This window comes from Blautia liquoris (genome assembly GCF_015159595.1).
Taxonomy (GTDB): domain Bacteria; phylum Bacillota; class Clostridia; order Lachnospirales; family Lachnospiraceae; genus Novisyntrophococcus; species Novisyntrophococcus liquoris.
In genome coordinates this window covers 3,030,615-3,047,838 of sequence record NZ_CP063304.1, presented here as the reverse complement: position 1 = coordinate 3,047,838, position 17,224 = coordinate 3,030,615, and the positions used below count along the sequence as shown (strand labels likewise).

At 43.7% G+C, this 17,224-nt stretch carries 18 protein-coding genes and 2 tRNA genes; 11 read left to right on the top strand and 9 right to left on the bottom strand.

What is annotated here, in order from left to right; translation table 11 throughout:
- Positions 1-13 precede the first annotated feature (13 nt).
- From cysD to INP51_RS13730, 4 genes are all read left to right on the top strand, one after another.
- Positions 14-913, top strand: coding sequence for a sulfate adenylyltransferase subunit CysD (gene cysD / locus INP51_RS13745; RefSeq protein WP_193735372.1), 900 nt, complete (start codon positions 14-16; stop codon positions 911-913).
- Positions 913-2,304: a sulfate adenylyltransferase subunit 1 gene (locus INP51_RS13740; RefSeq protein ID WP_193737386.1), complete on the top strand. Its 1,392-nt coding sequence runs from the start codon at positions 913-915 to the stop codon at positions 2,302-2,304. Before cysD ends, INP51_RS13740 begins: the two co-directional genes overlap by 1 nt.
- A 147-nt stretch (positions 2,305-2,451) precedes the next feature.
- A complete protein-coding gene (locus tag INP51_RS13735; RefSeq protein WP_193735371.1) occupies positions 2,452-2,595 on the top strand; it encodes a YezD family protein in 144 nt (47 codons plus the stop codon).
- A gap of 77 nt (positions 2,596-2,672) precedes the next feature.
- Positions 2,673-3,572, top strand: coding sequence for an SDR family oxidoreductase (locus tag INP51_RS13730; protein WP_193735370.1), 900 nt, complete (start codon positions 2,673-2,675; stop codon positions 3,570-3,572).
- Between the two features lie 52 nt (positions 3,573-3,624).
- On the opposite strand, the gene rlmD is transcribed toward INP51_RS13730, so the two are convergent.
- Together rlmD and INP51_RS13720 are read right to left on the bottom strand one after the other, a co-directional pair.
- Positions 3,625-4,794 carry a 23S rRNA (uracil(1939)-C(5))-methyltransferase RlmD gene (gene rlmD, locus INP51_RS13725; RefSeq protein WP_193735369.1) on the bottom strand — a complete coding sequence of 390 codons (1,170 nt, stop codon included), beginning with the start codon at positions 4,792-4,794 and terminating at the stop codon, positions 3,625-3,627.
- A gap of 28 nt (positions 4,795-4,822) precedes the next feature.
- Positions 4,823-5,359 carry a DUF2284 domain-containing protein gene (locus INP51_RS13720; RefSeq protein WP_193735368.1) on the bottom strand — a complete coding sequence of 179 codons (537 nt, stop codon included), beginning with the start codon at positions 5,357-5,359 and terminating at the stop codon, positions 4,823-4,825.
- A 344-nt stretch (positions 5,360-5,703) separates the two neighbouring features.
- On the opposite strand from INP51_RS13720, the gene INP51_RS13715 reads away from it, so the two are divergent.
- From INP51_RS13715 to INP51_RS13705, 3 genes are all read left to right on the top strand, one after another.
- Positions 5,704-6,090 (top strand): demethoxyubiquinone hydroxylase family protein, encoded by a 387-nt coding sequence (locus INP51_RS13715; protein ID WP_193735367.1) that lies wholly within the window; start codon positions 5,704-5,706, stop codon positions 6,088-6,090.
- Positions 6,091-6,125: 35 nt separating this feature from the next.
- Positions 6,126-6,944, top strand: coding sequence for a family 1 encapsulin nanocompartment shell protein (locus INP51_RS13710; RefSeq protein WP_329602309.1), 819 nt, complete (start codon positions 6,126-6,128; stop codon positions 6,942-6,944).
- 94 nt (positions 6,945-7,038) lie between these two features.
- Positions 7,039-7,596, top strand: a complete 558-nt coding sequence (locus tag INP51_RS13705) for a rubrerythrin family protein (RefSeq protein WP_193735366.1) — start codon at positions 7,039-7,041, stop codon at positions 7,594-7,596.
- Positions 7,597-7,652: 56 nt separating this feature from the next.
- Here the strand turns inward: INP51_RS13705 and INP51_RS13700 are convergent.
- The 6 genes from INP51_RS13700 to INP51_RS13675 all read right to left on the bottom strand — a co-directional run bounded on the left by INP51_RS13700 (position 7,653) and on the right by INP51_RS13675 (position 11,824).
- Positions 7,653-7,724, bottom strand: a tRNA-Cys gene (locus INP51_RS13700).
- Positions 7,725-7,727: 3 nt separating this feature from the next.
- Positions 7,728-7,799 (bottom strand) — tRNA-Glu (locus INP51_RS13695).
- A gap of 92 nt (positions 7,800-7,891) precedes the next feature.
- Positions 7,892-8,704, bottom strand: coding sequence for an ABC transporter ATP-binding protein (locus INP51_RS13690; RefSeq protein ID WP_193735365.1), 813 nt, complete (start codon positions 8,702-8,704; stop codon positions 7,892-7,894).
- Positions 8,704-9,735, bottom strand: coding sequence for a FecCD family ABC transporter permease (locus tag INP51_RS13685; RefSeq protein ID WP_193735364.1), 1,032 nt, complete (start codon positions 9,733-9,735; stop codon positions 8,704-8,706). The genes INP51_RS13690 and INP51_RS13685 overlap by 1 nt, the downstream gene beginning before the upstream one ends.
- Positions 9,732-10,742, bottom strand: a complete 1,011-nt coding sequence (locus INP51_RS13680) for a FecCD family ABC transporter permease (RefSeq protein ID WP_193735363.1) — start codon at positions 10,740-10,742, stop codon at positions 9,732-9,734. The genes INP51_RS13685 and INP51_RS13680 overlap by 4 nt, the downstream gene beginning before the upstream one ends.
- Positions 10,739-11,824, bottom strand: coding sequence for an iron-siderophore ABC transporter substrate-binding protein (locus INP51_RS13675; RefSeq protein WP_230406813.1), 1,086 nt, complete (start codon positions 11,822-11,824; stop codon positions 10,739-10,741). Before INP51_RS13675 ends, INP51_RS13680 begins: the two co-directional genes overlap by 4 nt.
- Positions 11,825-12,032: 208 nt before the next feature.
- Here INP51_RS13675 and INP51_RS13670 point away from each other — a divergent pair, with 208 nt between their 5' ends.
- Positions 12,033-12,737: a CAP domain-containing protein gene (locus tag INP51_RS13670; RefSeq protein WP_230406812.1), complete on the top strand. Its 705-nt coding sequence runs from the start codon at positions 12,033-12,035 to the stop codon at positions 12,735-12,737.
- Positions 12,738-12,952: 215 nt separating this feature from the next.
- Here INP51_RS13670 and INP51_RS13665 read toward each other — a convergent pair whose 3' ends face one another.
- The gene (locus tag INP51_RS13665; protein WP_193735362.1) at positions 12,953-13,723 is read right to left on the bottom strand and encodes an ATP-binding protein; all 771 of its coding nucleotides are present in this window, start codon (positions 13,721-13,723) and stop codon (positions 12,953-12,955) included.
- A 256-nt stretch (positions 13,724-13,979) separates the two neighbouring features.
- Here INP51_RS13665 and guaA point away from each other — a divergent pair, with 256 nt between their 5' ends.
- From guaA to INP51_RS13650, 3 genes are all read left to right on the top strand, one after another.
- A complete protein-coding gene (gene guaA, locus INP51_RS13660) occupies positions 13,980-15,272 on the top strand; it encodes a glutamine-hydrolyzing GMP synthase (protein ID WP_193735361.1) in 1,293 nt (430 codons plus the stop codon).
- A 732-nt stretch (positions 15,273-16,004) separates the two neighbouring features.
- Entirely contained in the window at positions 16,005-16,775 is a 771-nt protein-coding gene (locus INP51_RS13655; protein ID WP_193735360.1) for a GNAT family N-acetyltransferase, read from the top strand.
- 61 nt (positions 16,776-16,836) lie between these two features.
- Positions 16,837-17,181 carry a DUF2116 family Zn-ribbon domain-containing protein gene (locus INP51_RS13650; RefSeq protein WP_193735359.1) on the top strand — a complete coding sequence of 115 codons (345 nt, stop codon included), beginning with the start codon at positions 16,837-16,839 and terminating at the stop codon, positions 17,179-17,181.
- Positions 17,182-17,224 lie beyond the last annotated feature (43 nt).

Here is a 17,224-nt window from a genome sequence, read left to right as displayed (position 1 = left end):
AAAGGAGAGTTCGATGAATCAATTAACACATTTACAGGAATTGGAAGCGGAGGCCATCTATATCATGCGAGAGGTCGCAGCGGACTGTGAAAAGCCTGTTATGCTCTATTCAATAGGAAAGGACAGTTCTGTGATGCTGCATCTGGCCCTGAAGGCTTTTTATCCGGAGAAACCGCCGTTCCCGTTTCTACATATCGACACGACATGGAAATTCCATGAAATGATCGAATTTCGTGATCAGACGGCAAAAAAACATGGTATAGAAATGCTGGTGTATACGAACCAGGAAGGAGTCAGGGCGGGAATCAATCCCTTTGATCATGGGGCAGCATACACGGATATTATGAAAACACAGGCACTCAAGCAGGCACTGATCAAATATGGGTTTACTGCAGCATTTGGCGGGGGAAGACGAGACGAGGAACAGTCCAGGGCGAAGGAGAGAATCTTTTCCTTCCGAAATGCAGCTTCCGCATGGGATCCGAAGAGCCAGCGTCCGGAAATGTGGAAATTATATAATTCAAGGATCAATAAGGGGGAAAGTATCCGTGTATTTCCTATTTCCAACTGGACAGAGAAGGATATCTGGCAGTATATCAAACAGGAAGATATTGATATTGTGCCTCTTTACTTCGCGAGGGAGCGGCCCGTTGTATATCGTGGCGGAGATATCATTATGGTGGACGATGACAGGATGAAATTACTTCCCGGTGAGGAGATACAGTATAAAAAAGTTCGTTTTCGCACGCTGGGGTGTTATCCGCTTACCGGAGGGTATGAATCTGACGCTGAGACACTTGACCAGATTATAGAGGAAACAAAAAGTGCTGTATCTTCGGAACGTACCAGCCGGGTAATCGACCATGAAGCAGCGGGCAGCATGGAAAGAAGGAAAAGGGAGGGGTATTTTTGATGAAGGGACTACTGAAATTTATCACCTGTGGGAGTGTGGATGACGGGAAATCCACACTGATCGGACATATTCTTTACGATTCTAAATTACTTTACGCAGATCAGAAAAATGCACTGGAACTGGACTCGAAAGTCGGAAGCAGGGGAGGGGAACTGGATTATTCACTTTTGTTGGATGGGCTTCTTGCAGAGCGGGAGCAGGGGATTACCATCGATGTTGCATACCGCTATTTCACAACAAAAAAGAGAAGCTTTATCGTGGCGGATACACCCGGTCATGAAGAATATACAAGAAATATGGCTGTCGGAGCTTCCTATGCTGATCTTGCAGTGATTCTGATTGATGCTGCAAAAGGCGTGCTTTCACAGACAAGACGACATGCTAGAATCTGCTCCCTGATGGGTATCCGCCACTTTATCTTTGCCGTAAACAAGATGGATCTTATGAACTATAGAAAAGAGGCGTTTGTTCAGATCCAAGATCAGATCGAAAATCTTGCCGATGAGTTGAAATTGGAAGATGTAAAGATGATACCTGTATCTGCGACGGAGGGGGACCAGGTGACAAAACTCTCAGATAACATGAACTGGTATCACGGTTTACCGCTTCTCGCCTGTCTTGAACAAGCAGATGTCAAAGATGAGAGGGAAGAACAGGGATTTTATCTCCCCGTTCAGCGTGTCTGTCGTCCGAATCATAATTTCCGGGGATTTCAGGGGGAGATTGAATCCGGTGAGGTAAAAAAAGGTCATAAGATCACAGTTCTTCCAAGTGGGGAGAAGGCTGTTGTAAAAGACATCTATGTTGGAGACGTGGAAGTGTTACAGGCCAAAACTGGTCAGCCGGTTACGATTCTGCTGGACCATGAAGTCGATGTATCCAGAGGATGTGTCCTTGAAAAGGATGCCGGAATTTCAGTGAGCGATCGGGCAGAATGCCGGATTTTGTGGATGGACGATACGATACTTGCCGAAGGGGCAGAATTTCTTGCTAAAATCGGAACGACGACGATTCCCTGTGTGGTCAGTGAGATCCTATATTCCATCGATGTGAATAGTGGAGAACATGAGGATGCCAATTCGCTTATGAAGAATGAACTTGCATCTTGCCGTATTACTTTTGATCAGAAAATTCCTCTCGATGAATTTCATCATCATAAGACCATGGGTGAGTTTATACTAATCGACCGGGTGACGAATATGACATCGGCCTGCGGGGTCATTGACCGTGTTTATGAGCGCGGCTTAGAGCCTGCTTTAAGTGAAAAAACGGACTCTGGAAGACAAGAACTGTTAGATATTACAAACCGGGAAGATGCTGTCAAAGCTCTGGAAGAGATCAAGAGTGCTGCAGAACGTCTGCTTGCAGCTTTCAACGGAAAAATATCGTGATAGAATGATTTCTCAAAATCCAATCTATTTAGAGTAATTTCTATTGACATTTACAGAAAGACTGTAATATAATTGCATTAATTCCCATAGACATAATAGGAAATGGATACTGATTCACTGTTGTTCCTGTAACATGGAGGTGAAAGTGTGGCTGAAGACAGGGTAAGTGCAGAAGAGTTGAAACAAATCAGGCAATTGATAGAGTCGATCCGGTACGGCTCTGTGACTGTAGTGGTACAGGATGGCAGAGTGATACAGATTGAGAAGAATGAGAAGATAAGATTCCGGTGAACATCAATGAAACGCATAACCTTTCTACTCCTGGCGTCATAGTTTAATAGTGACTTTATGTTTATGGAGTCTTATGTATGAAACTTCAATATCCGTATCTTGGTTATAAAAAGGAATGTAATCAGGTTCCGATTCAGTTTCCGCCGCAGCATCAGGATGAGCAGCCGGGTCTTGAATATATTATGGATCCAAAACCTATATTTGATAATCCTGAATATAGGGGTAGTGGAAAACTGAGAGGCAAAAAAGTCCTGATTACAGGAGGCGATAGTGGAATCGGCAGAGCAACAGCTGTGGCCATGGCAAAAGAAGGTGCCGATATCGCCATCATTTATTATGATGAACATGAGGATGCACGCTTTACAAAAGAGTGTGTGGAAAAATACGGAGAGAAATGTATTCTGTTTGCTGGTGATATTCGAGACGAGTGTTTCTGCCGGGAAGCGGTGGAAGAGACGGTAAAGGCATATGGGTGTATCGATGTCCTAATCAACAACGCCGGTGTTCAATTCCCACAGAAAAGCATCGAGAATATTACGCAGGAACAACTTGAACTTACCTTTCACGTCAATGTGTTTGGAATGTTTTACATGACTAAGGCAGCACTTAAGCATATGAAGTGTGGTAGTGCGATTGTGAATACTACATCTGTCACTGCTTATGCGGGCCAAGATGATCTCATTGATTATTCGAGCACGAAAGGTGCAATCGTAAGTTTTACGCGGGCGCTGGCAAACTCCCTTGTGGAAAAAGGAATCCGTGTAAATGCTGTCGCACCGGGTCCAATCTGGACTCCGCTTCAGCCTGCCAGCCGGTCGGCAGACTTTATCACAACTTTTGGCTCTGATAATCCGATGAAGAGAGCCGGACAGCCATGGGAACTGGCACCGACCTATGTGTATCTTGCCTCCATGGATTCCACTTATGTGACCGGCCAGGTTCTTCATGTGGATGGCGGGGCTTCCATGCAATCATAATAACAGGCACCTTGTGGATATATTTTTGCAAGGTGCCTGATTTCATGGGTTTTTACAAGTTCCCTCTTTGCAGTGAAACGATTGTCTCTAAGTGCGCGGTGTATGCGAACATGTCAACCGGAACCGCTTTCACTACATGATAACCATGTTTTGCCAGGTATTTCAGATCTCTGGCCAGTGTCTCGGGATTACATGAGATATAGATCACCCTTTCCGGCTTTAACTTTACAAGGGACATCAAGAAGGCATCATCACTTCCGTTGCGAGGAGGATCCATGAATACGAGATCAATCTTTTCACTTTCCCGTGCAAGATCCTGCATGAATTTTCCTGCATCGCCCTGGTAAAAGGTTATGTTTTTAATCTTGTTTTGTCGTGCATTGATCACGGCGTCTTTTATGGCAGCTTTATTCAGCTCTATTCCGATTACTTCATTGGCGCCGGCAGCTGCGGTCATGCCAATTGTTCCGATTCCGCAATAAGCGTCCAGTACTCTTTCCTTTCCGGTAAGACTGGCCAGTTCCAGTGCTTTTTGGTATAAAATTTCCGTCTGGACAGGATTGACCTGATAGAATGAAGACGGAGAGATTCTAAACGTGAGTCCGCATAATTGATCTTGGATGTAGCCTTTTCCGTAAAGGGTAATATTTCGTTCTCCGAGGACCATGCTGGTTGGCTTGTCATTGACATTGATGATTACCGTGCTGATCTCAGGGTGCACTTTGCGAAGTGCTTTTACAAAGTTGTTTTTTGACGGAAGTATGGGAGAGGTGAGAACCAGAACCACCATAACTTCCCCGCTGACAAAGCCTCTTCGGATCAGCACGTGACGCAGGAGTCCATAGCCGCTGACTTCACTGTATACCTTGATCTTAAAAGACTTCAGCAGATCACGGATTTCCAGAATGATGGAATCCGCTATTTCATCCTCAATCAGGCAGTTTTCTACGGGAATAACCTGATGGCTTCTCTCACGGTATCTGCCGGATATGATGGCCCCGTCCTTTTTATGGGCAAATTCGGCAGTTACCTTATTTCGGTAGTGTGTAGGATTCTCCATGCCGATAATTGGGTCAACTTTACAGAGACCCAGAAGACATTTTCTGACGTAGTCCTCTTTTGCAGACAATTGTTCCTTGTAAGGAATGTTCGGATAGTCGCAACCTCCGCAGGTCTTTTGATGGGGACATACTGAGAGTTTTCTTTTGCTTATTTCTTTCATGTTATATATTTTTAGACCTTTCTTTTCACTATTCAATTAAAACACATCCCACATAGGTAAGTGTACCGGGACCGTAATAATAAGGCAGGTTATTTCTTTGACAGACTTCACTCACCAGCATTCCCAGCCCTTCCATTGGATGGAAAAGTTCATTGGGAAATCGACAAGGTGCATCGGGATATGTACAGGTTTTGCATTTTGTGCAGGCCCCGTCTCGGATGATCATGGCATCCGGATACTGTTTCCGGACCTTTTTCTGAAAAGTGTCATAGTGCTCTTTATGATCAGCTGCAAGTTCCATAATGTCATCAATATCCATCGTATCTACCTCTCCGGTAGTCTGAAGGAGAATACCCCTCTTATACTTATGAACCTTTTTTGCACATTCCTCGATTGTACCACAGGCAGGGGGACAAGACCAGTTTTTTGCATAGGCATGACATTTGTCAGCAGAACACATGTCTCTGACTTCCTGCTTTAATTCAATGGTGTCCACATCCAGATCACCTACGTGGGAAAATCCTGAATCCAAAGCCATTTGTTTCAATTCTTCATAATCCGCCATTATAAATCACTCCTTTTATTATAACATGAGAATGTAGCTTGTGCTAATACGCTTAATAACAGTATAAGCTTTTTTTGGTAAGAATGAAATAAAAATCGTAAATTTGACAATACTATAAGCTATCAACAGAGAATCACACGACTTCAACGGGGATTTTCATGTAAAATTGTATTACTAATTTAAGAAATATAAATTAAAATATCTTGATTTTGTCTTGTTTGTTTCATTGACACGTAAAAATAATGATGTTAAAATACAATTGAAGGAAAATTATACAATATTTAGTAGTTTTTTCCTTGATCCTAAAATAACAAATTATTACTTTTAAGGAGGAATGAATCAATATGCCAGCTTTTGCAAACCCATTTCAGGGAAATGTAGATCGTAAGATGAACAAGGACGAGTTGATTCAGGCGGTACGTCTGGATATAGCGGGAGAATTGGAGGCTATCTATCTGTATGATGCACATGTACAGGCCACAGACAACGAGATGGCCAAGGCAGTATTAGCGGATATCCGAGATGAGGAGAGAGCCCATGTCGGTGAACTGATGACCCTGCTTCGGAATCTTGATCCGAAGGAGGCTGATCTGTTTGCCTCCGGAGAAGGTGAAGTAAAAGAGATGCTGGAGGATCTTGGGATCGCAGATGTAGGTCCAAGCCCCGTTCCTGGGGAATCGGAACCATCAGCACCGGAAGGTACCGTTGGCAGTATGGTTGATGAGGATTAAAGATAAAGTTTAGATATTTAGACAGAGGAGGTTATATGATGAGTTATTTATCAAGAGAAGCGATTTCTCTTCCTGAAGGGCTGTGGGCCCAGATTGATGATACTGTTGTGAAAGCGGCCCGCCGCACTTTAACCGGCAGACGTTTTCTGAATATTTTCGGTCCGCTTGGAGCTGGCGTGCAGTCGATTGCCATCGATGACGCACAGGCAGTTTCAGAAGTAGAAAAGGATGGTTTGGTCACAATCACCGGAAGAAAGTATGTGCAGATTCCCGCACTGCATGAAGACTTTACATTACTGGCGAGGGACCTTGAGACGGCAGAGCAGACGGGATTCCCGTTGGATCTCGCCAAGGCATCCAGAGCAGCAGATGCGTGTGCTCTAAAAGAAGACAAACTGATTTATTTCGGAAATAAAGAACTGGGTATTACAGGTCTTACAACTGCTGAAGGTGCGAAGAAAATTAAGAAAAATGACTGGAGCAGCGGGGAGAATTCATTTACGGATATTGCTTCCGGAATCACATACCTGGCACAACAGGGTATCTTTGGTACTTATTCACTGGCAGTCAGCCCAGATCTCTACATGCAGATGCAGAGATTACAGCCCGGGACAGGTCTTCTTGAGATTGATCGTGTTTCCAAACTGGTGAACGGACATATCTATCTCGCACGTGCTCTGGGAACAGGAAAAGCAGTTCTTTGCGCATCCGATGTTGAGAACATGGATCTTGTAATCGGACAGGATATGGCGACAGCTTATGCTGAGCAGGTGGAACTGAATCATCATTTCCGCGTAATCGAGACCATTCTTCCGAGATTCAAGAGAGAAGAGGCTATTGTAGTCTTCGAATAACATGATGATGCCAGGGTCAAAAGGTTATGCGTTTCATGCTTGCATGGAAAAGCATAACTTTGTGACCCGAACAAACAATAAGGAGAATTTCATTATGGCAGTAAAAAATGCAATGACATCAGATTTCTTACATTCAGCCTATGGCGGAGAGAGTATGGCTCATATGCGCTATAATCACTGGGCTGACGTGGCAGACAAAGAGGGATTCCCGAATGTCGGCAGGCTGTTTCGTGCGATTGCTTTTGCAGAGTCTGTTCATGCCGGAAATCATTTCCGCGAGATCGATGGGGATACGCCTCAGGATGCCACTGTGACTGCAGGCGGTGTTTTTTGCTATGGGACAACAGCTGAAAACCTTCAAGGTGGAATCAACGGTGAGCTGCATGAAGTAGAGCAGATGTATCCAGTTTATCTGAACGCAGCTGAATTTCAGGATGAGAAAGGCGCACAGCGTTCTTTTCATTATGCTCTGGAAGCTGAGAAAATTCATGCAAAATTATTCCAGGATGCACTTGACTGTGTCAAACAGGGTAAAGATATTGAATTGAAGAAGATATATATCTGCCCGGTGTGCGGATATACCGTTGTAGATGACACCCCGGATGTATGTCCTATATGTGGATGTAAATCAGAAAAATTTGTGGAGTTTTAAAAAGTTTTATAAGAAAAAACCTGAGGAATCAATCCTCAGGTTTTTTCTTATAATAGAGGCGTCGACCAGATTTGAACTGGTGCATAAGGGTGTTGCAGACCCGTGCCTTACCACTTGGCTACGACGCCATATGACTCCGACGGGATTTGAACCCATGATACCGCCGTGAAAGGGCGATGTCTTAACCGCTTGACCACGGAGCCTTATTCTCGAATCACTTAAAGCAGTGACCGAGATTTATAATATCATATCATGGATGATTTTGCAAGTGTTTTTAGACATTTCCTAAAAATTTTCAGGAGGCACAGGATTCCAGCACATGATGTCTTCCTTTGGGCAGGACAAATGGCGAAAGCGATACAGGGTCACTGATTACGGAACAGTTCATGTTATATATTTTTTGTATCAGTTCTTCCGTGACCACTTCTTTTGGGGCGCCCTCCTGGACCAGTGTGCCCTCTCGCATCGCAAAGATATAGTCTGCGTACCGTGCGGACAGATTGATATCGTGGAGAACCATGACGATTGTTGTGCCTTTTCTTCGGTTTAGATCGGTCAGCAGATCGAGAATCTCGACTTGGTAGGTGATATCGAGGTAGGTAGTAGGTTCATCTAGCAGGAGAATATCTGTCTGTTGAGCAAGAGCCATCGCGATCCATGCTCTTTGTCGCTGTCCGCCGGAGAGCTCATCCAGCCTACGGTTGGAAAGCTCGGTGATTCCCATGATTTCTAAAGCCTCTTCTACCGCTTCATAGTCTTTTTTTCCCAGGCCTTTCATAAAGGGTTGATGGGGAAAACGTCCTCTGCTTACCAGATCAGCTACGACAATTCCTTCTGGTACAATGGGAGATTGAGGGAGCAGGCCCAAAACTCTGGCAAGTTGTTTTGATGGGAGAGAACTAATATTTTGACCATCCAGCGTGATTTTCCCGGAGGATGGTTGTAACAGTCGTGCAACCGTCTTTAACAGAGTTGATTTACCACATGCGTTCGCCCCGAGTATGACGCTGATTTTATTGGATGGGATCGTCAGATCGACATCTTTTAATATTGTTTTGTCCCCATATCCGGCAGTGATGTGATTCACTTTTAATTGATGTTTGTTCATTACATACCTCCACGTTTATTCATGCGAATCAGTAAAAATATCAGGTAAGGTGCACCGAGGATCCCAGTAATTACGCCGACCGGAAAGCGCGTGGTGAATGCAAATTGACCGATCAGATCTGCCAAAAGCACGAGACAGGTGCCTATAAGTCCGGAAGGGAGTTCATTTTGCATGCCCGCACCTACGAGCGTTTTTGCGATCGGCCCGGACAGGAAAGAGACGAAAGCAATCGGCCCTGCGACAGCAGTGGCAAATGCGATGCAGACTACAGAGCTTAAGATCAGCAAAAGCCTGGTTCGATCTGCATGTACACCGAGTGTTGTAGCAGAGTCCTCTCCAAGTTCCAGAATTTGCAGATGTCTGCCCAGCATTACGATCACAGGTGTAAAGATTAACAATACAACTGCGAGCATTGGAATATCGGATAATGATATTCCATTTAGACTTCCGCTCAGCCAGCGAAAAGCTGTTGGAACATCGTGCTGCGGTGCTTTCAACATAAAATAATTAATCAGTGCAGTTAACATCGCCTGCACGCCAAGCCCGATCAGAATCAGACGGCCGCCGTTGTATTTACCGCCTTTTGAAAGAAGATAGATGAAGAAAGCAGTAAGTGTTCCGCCAAGAACAGCTGCGATCGATACGGAAGGGCCGGACAATCCCAGAATGATCAGTGCGAATATCGCTGCCGCACTGGATCCCGAGGTGACACCGATAATATCAGGGCTTGCAAGAGGATTGCGCAGCATAGTCTGAAAGGTACTGCCAGCCATGCCAAATGCGAATCCACATAAAAGGCCGGCCAGCATCCGGGGAAGCCGCAGTGATTTGACTGCAAATGTGGCTCCTTTAACATTTTCCCCTTTTAGCACTCTCCAAATAGTTGAAAGTGAATAGATGGTATTTCCATATAAGAGCACGATAGTGCAGAGGATCAGGACAAAAATGGCAAGGAAGCAGGTGACTGTAACATAACGTCGTTTTCTCTTATGGAAACCATTCATCACGATTTTATTACTTTTATCTGTCATAATGAACTCCCCTTTGATCTCATTGCGATCAGAATCAGGATCGGTGCACCGACGAATGCCGTGACGATGCCTGATTCCAGTTCCCCCGGACTTCCCAGGATACGTCCGATTACATCGGCAGTTGTCAATACGAGGGCTCCTCCAAGAGCGGACATCGGAAGTATTACCCGCTGATCAGGTCCAAGAAGCAGACGCATAACATGTGGAACCATAAGTCCGACGAATCCGATCGGTCCGGCGACAGCTGTCACGGCACCGCATAAGATTACACCTGACAATGCACCCAGAAATCTTGCCGCACCGGTGTGTACTCCGAGAACAGAGGCCATTTCATCGCCGAGTGCCATGGCATTTAAAACTGGAGCCAGAACAAATGCAGTCAAAGATCCGATTATCACAAATGGAAGAATAGTACGGATATTTCCCCAGTTTGCACCGCTGACACTTCCTACCTGCCAGAATCGGAACGTATCCATAACCTCGGCCCTCGGCATGAGAATTGCACTGACAAATGATGAAAGTGCAGCACTTGTGGCAGATCCGGCAAGAGCCAGTTTAATAGGTGTTACACCGCCGGACCCCATTGACCCGATTCCGTATACAAAGACTGTTGTGACTGCTGCACCAAGAAGAGCGAGCCATATGTATTGACTGGCACTTGAAATGTTGAAAAATGCGATTCCGATCACAACAAAGAGTGAAGCGCCGGTATTGACGCCCAGAACACTGGGATCTGCGATGGGGTTGCGTGTGACTGCCTGCATGACGGCTCCTGAAATTCCAAGGGATGCTCCTGCAATCAGCGAAAATATGGTTCGTGGAATCCTTTTTTTCACGACGATCTGTCCGATGGTATCTGACTGGTTATAAAAAAGAGCGGCTTTGATATCATGCATACTGACATTACGGGAGCCAAAAATCAGAGATGCCCCGAAACATAGCAATACACTGATCAGACAGATCGTGAGAGTAATGAGAAGTTTTTTTGTTTGTTTTTCTTGTTTCATTGTACTTTATTTGCGGCCTTTCCGAGAAGGGACAGATATTCATCGATTGTCGCGGGAATTGAGAGAGCACTGGGGGTTCCGGAAGCCGCAAGCGGTGTGTTATTCTCGATGAATACGACCGACCCTCTTTTGATTGCAGGAATGGTGCCGAACAACGGGTCTTCCTGAAGTGTCTTCAGCAACTGGTCATCTCCGTATGCTACGATGATATCCAGCCCGTTCAGGACATCAACATTTTCTGCACTGACGGTCATGGAGAAACCATCTTCAGAAGTACCAAGATTTTCAACTTCCCTGGAAAGATTCATGCCCAGATCAGTAAGAAATCCACCTCTCGGGTCATCTTTTAAGTAGACGTACACTTTGCCCAAATCAGAGGGAGTGATGTATAAGAATCCGGCTGTTTTATCTTTAAGCTGAGGATACTCAGCCACTTTTTCCTGAATCATCTGCTCCAGATCTTTAACCAGATCTTTTCCTTCCTGCTCCATGCCAAGTCCTCTGGAGTCGATTCGGATCTGCTCCCTCCACGAGGTCTGCCATGGGGCATTTGGATAAGCCACTACCGGGGCGATCTCACTTAAGGTGTCATATTCCTCCTGAGTGATTCCGGAGTAGCCTGCAAGAATGACATCGGGATTTACGTCGCTGATTGCTTCATAGTCGAGTCCATCGGTGTCATGGAAGAGAACGGGATCTTCCACGCCGAGCTCTTTGAATTTATCTAGAGTCCATGGCAAAAGACCACTGCCGTCTGTGACCCCATAGTTTGCCTCAGAGACACCGACAGGCACGATGCCGAATGCAAGCGCTACATCCTGATTTCCCCAGAATATCGTTGCAACTCTCTCCGGCTTTTTCTCTATTACGGTCTCACCGAGAGCATGTTTTATTCGAATTGGATACTGTGTGTCCTTATCAGAAAGTTCTTTTGAATTACTCTGTGTTACAGAAGTTTTCTCTTTATCGGCAGATGCACCGGATGAGCCGGCAAAGGCCCCCTGGCATCCCGCCAGAAGGGAAGTGGCAAGCATGAACGCTGCACCTTTCATCAATAGATTAGGTAGGCTGTGAAACTTCATACGTATGTTCTCCTTTAGTTTAGTCATTCAATGATGTGGTTTAAGTTAGTTGAGACTAATCAATTTTATCAAAGTCCGGTTTGTTTGTCAATCCCATTTGTTTTTCCAATATTTACTTGTATCATTGAGGCATACGTTGTGATACAATCTTTTTGTAACAAAAATGAAATACATATGTCATAACTATGAAATAAAAAGGAGGAATATTGTGAAACATAAATTAGTGATCGCAGCACTGATGGTCACCACCTTAGGGGCTTCGGCCGGGATACCGGTATCTGCTGCCACAGATCCCGCACAGTGTGAGATACAGACGCAAAAGGGAGTCAGGGTTATAACTGGAAGCAATATGGACGAAATCAAAGAAAAACTTGAGAGTATGGGCATCGATTGCTCAGACATCAAGCTTGACTGCAATGGAGGAACCATTCAGATCCCAGGCGATGAACAGCCATCAGCAGAGCAGCCCAATCAGGATTCGGAGACTCCTGTAGCGGAGCAGCCCAATCAGGATACGGATCAGCCAGACCAGTCCGAGTCCTCTTATGCAGCGCAGGTGATTGCTCTTGTAAATCAGGAGAGAGCGAAAGAAGGACTTGCTGCGTTACAGTATGATGCAGCACTTGAAAAAGCTGCGAATATACGAGCCAAAGAAACGGAAGTTTCATTTTCACATACACGTCCAAACGGGACATCCTTCAGCACAGTCCTTCAGGAGAATGGTGTATCGTATCATGGAACCGGGGAGAATATCGCCTATGGACAGCAAACCCCAGAAGAAGTCATGACAGGCTGGATCAACAGCCCGGGACATCGCGCCAACATTATGAATAAAAACTTTACAAAGATTGGTGTCGGTTTCTATGAGAGCAACGGAGTAAAATACTGGGAACAACTTTTTACATACGAATAAAATTTTCTGAAATTTATCTAGATACCTTTGTGACATTGAGAAATACACAAACAGGCCGGATTCAAGATGAGGAATCCGGTCTGTTCTATACGAAGGGGAATGTATTCTTATCAATCCTTATGATAAAAAAGAAAGGCTCCTTTTTGTCAGAGGATAATCATACCCTTTGACAGAAAGAAACCTTCTGGTGAGTGAAACTGATCGTATCTAGTTTATTAAAGATCAAGCTTTTCGATGATGTCCGTCAGTGCTTTTTTCACCAGTGAATCTTTGGGGAGATTTACGATTGCTTTTCCGTCGCAGTCGAAGTTGTAGACTGCCTCATCGTGTGGGACGATACCCAACAGGGTAAGTCCCTGTTCTTTGATTGCATCCTGAATCCCCTGGTTTAACTCGCCGTTTGGCGCACGATTTATGATCAGCCCCATGGTTTTGGGTTTCATGTGACATTCATGAACCAATGCTGCGATGCGGCCAGCGGCCTCCACACCCCTTCTTGAACAGTCGCTGACCACGATCATCGTGTCCATCTGGGGGAGTATTCCGCGGCTGATATGTTCCATCCCAGCTTCGTTGTCTACCAGAATATAGGGATAATTCCCCTGAAGTTTTTGTATCTGGGCCTGCAGCAGACCATTGACATAGCAGTAACAGCCCTGTCCCTGAGAACGTCCCATGATCATGAGATCGTAATCATCCTCCTCTGTCAGTGCATCCTCCAGACGCATCTGGAGATAATCTGCCTTCGTCATCCCATTCGGTATGGGAGAATCTTTATCAACTCCTGCTCGTTCGATCTCCTCGCGAACCTGACCTAAGGTTGGACCGGCCTTTACTCCGAGCACTTCGTTCAAGTTGGAATTCGCATCTGCGTCAACCGCTAATACTGGTGATTTTCCGCTTTCACATAAATATTGAATGATTAATCCACATAGTGTGGTTTTACCTACTCCGCCTTTTCCGGCGACAGCTATTACATGTGCCATTAACTGATATCCTCCTTATCCACTATTGCCTTGTCTTTATTATAACAAATTTTGAAAAATAAGCAACCAAACTGACGTTTTTCATCGGCCTGATTGCGTGATTTATAGTTGATAACATACTTTGTTTTTGCTATCATATAAATATGAAAAATATTTATCGTATCTACACTACGGTATCTATGACTTATCAGTGTTTGTCGGATAGATAAGATTTCAGAGATCAGGATGTTTCGGTGGAATACGAAGGGAGAATGAAGTGAAAGAAGACAGAATTATCATATTAGATTTGGGAAGCACAAAAAACACAGATTTGGCAAGGGCAGTTCGAAAACTGGGAGTTTACAGTGAGATTCATCCTTTTGATATCACGGTAGAGGAGTTGAAGAACATGGATCATGTCAGAGGTATTATATTAAATGGCGGTGAAAACCGGATTGTGGAAGGAAAAGCTGTGGATGTGGATTCTGCGATCTATAATTGTGGCGTTCCTATGATTTCGGTGGATCATCCAACGGCAAAATGTAGGCAGCAGTTTGATGAGATGCCATCAGATGAAAAATTGAAACAGTTTGTATTTGGCGACTGTAAAGCAGAGGCAAACTGGAATATGAGAAACTTTATCAGTGAACAGGTAGAAAGCCTAAGAGAGGAGATCGGGGACAAGAAGGTACTTCTCGCGTTATCCGGCGGCGTGGATTCCTCTGTGGTTGCCGCTTTGCTCATAAAGGCAATCGGACAGCAGCTGGTCTGTGTACATGTAAATCATGGTCTGATGCGGAAAGGTGAATCTGAAAGCGTTGTTGAGGTATTCCAGAAACAACTCCATGCAAATCTTGTCTATGTGGACGCTTCTGAACGCTTTCTTAGTAAGCTGGAAGGCGTCTCGGATCCGGAGAATAAGAGAAAGATTATTGGAAATGAATTCATACGTGTCTTCGACGAGGAGGCAATGAAGCTTGACGGCATTCATTACCTGGGACAGGGGACCATTTATCCAGATATTATCGAGAGCGGAACAAAGACGGCAAAGATGGTGAAATCCCATCATAACGTCGGGGGACTGCCCAAGGATATGCAGTTTGAACTGGTGGAGCCTTTAAAACAGTTATTCAAAGACGAGGTTCGGGCATGTGGAACAGAGCTTGGACTGCCAGATTACATGGTCAATCGTCAGCCATTTCCGGGACCGGGGCTTGGAGTTAGATGCCTTGGCGCTATTACAAGAGACCGCCTGGAGGCTGTGCGTGAATCCGATGCGATCTTACGGGATGAATTCGAAAAAGCGGGGCTGGACAGACGAGTATGGCAGTATTTTACCGTGGTTCCTGATTTTAAGTCCGTCGGTATGAAAAATCATGCCCGCAGTTTTGACTATATGGTTATCATCCGCGCAATCAACACTGTGGATGCGATGACAGCCACGATCGAGAAAGTGGACTGGGATGTCCTTGAAACCATCACAAGTCGTATTCTGGACGAAGTTGACAATGTAAACAGAGTCTGCTTCGATATGTCACCAAAGCCACCGGCCACAATTGAGTTTGAATAGAGAACAAAGCCCCAAGAATGGCGTATTTACGCGGTCCTTGGGGCTTTTCTGTGGGGTGTGATACCTTTTTGATACCTAGAATATTATGCATCAGGATATCTTGGTTCTTTGAAAATAAAGTTTGGTTCACACTCCTCGTGCAATGGAATATCCAATGATGTCATAATAAGGTATGAAATATCAAAGAATGTGCAACTATCAAAACATTGAGTCCTTTTACTGTCTAATCGTCCAAGAATTAAGGATTTACATTATACCCTTGATGAAGAAAATTCTGAGCGATTGATGCTGAAGTACTATACGTATTTGTTTAAAATTCGTATATTGTTAAAAGATAAATATGGTCTGGAATTATTGAGAAATCTTGAAAAATTTCCATTACGAACAGATCCAAAATTGAAAGAATATTATACGAAAATTGCAGGACGGATAAAGAGAGTTGAAGAAATCAAATCTATGTAAAAAAAGCAAAGTCTAGACGTTACTTTTGGGGATTGTAATTCAAAGAGAATAGTTTTATATAGGAAAAGAAAATAGCTTTGGCAGGCCTTTTGGGATTAGGTGAATGTTCTGTAGGTAATGCGATATAAGAAAAGTTGAAATTGATTTTGTGGAAATGTGCGTTACAAGGTTTAAGCTGGAACTCTGGCACAAATAATCTTCCATTCTTTATGTTGATGAAGTATAATGTAAGCAACAAATTAAAGTTTGTATAATTGAAAGGGAATTATTATGACAAATGAAATGATTATTCAGATTGCTATGGAACAATCTGCTATAGACTCAAATTGCAAGGTGGAAGATTTTAAACAGTGTCAAAATGTTGTCACGGTATCGAAAGAAAATGTTAATGCACGAAGATACTTAAAACTTCCACATATTTGTGACTTGATTTCATATGGAAATAATATAGTTGCAACGGTAGATGAAAAGTATATGGCTACTGTTTCAGATTATATCAATACATATGCAGTAGAACATTGTTTTGAAACACCTAATATGCATATCCTTAATGATGCATTTCAAAAAGATGGCTATAGAGTTTGTTTTATGGCGGAATATTTTCTTCCTGATGTTGAAGATTTAGTAGCATTGCCATGTAAGTATGAAACTAAAGTTCTTTTTGCAGAGGATTTTAAGGATTTATACAAGGCAGAATGGAGTAATGCCCTTTGCGAAGACAGAAAGGAACTTGATGTACTTGGAGTCGGTGCGTATGAGAAAGGAAGATTGATTGGATTAGCGGCATGTTCTGCTGATTGTGATACTATGTGGCAAATTGGTGTAGATGTGCTACCTGAGTATCGCAAACAAGGAATTGCATCAGCACTTACGAGTAGATTGGCTATCGAAATTATTAACCGCGGAAAGGTACCATTTTATTGTTGTGCATGGTCAAATATAAAATCAGCCAGAAACGCGATTAGGAGCGGATTTAAACCCGCTTGGGTTCAAATGACTGTGAAATCATCAGAGATGGTCGCATCTATGAACAAACAATAACGAAACTTACAAATCCCAGTTTGTAGAACTGAAAATTAAGAAGTTGTCGAGGTGACACAAAGTGAAAAAATGCAAATATTGTGGCAGAGAAATAAGTAACAGTTTTGAGTTTTGTTGCAATAAATGTGAAAACAACTATACAAAGAATATTGAAAAAGCTGAAGGTAAAATCAAATATTTTATTATCGGAATAATTATTGGATTTCTTGTTATGATTTATGGAGTTTTATCAAATAGTGACTTCATTATTGGAGGCGGAATTATAGTAATGGGTATAGTTGCTGCTGTACTACCATTTGTTACGCCTGAAACGGGTGCTCTTTTAGGATACCAGAAATCAAGAATTGCGGGAAGGATACTTGGTATATTACTTATAGTAGTTGGAATTTGGGTAGGCTTTGTTTAAAGATACTTCTAGATTGTAGGGGAATTGAAGTTGTTAATGACCT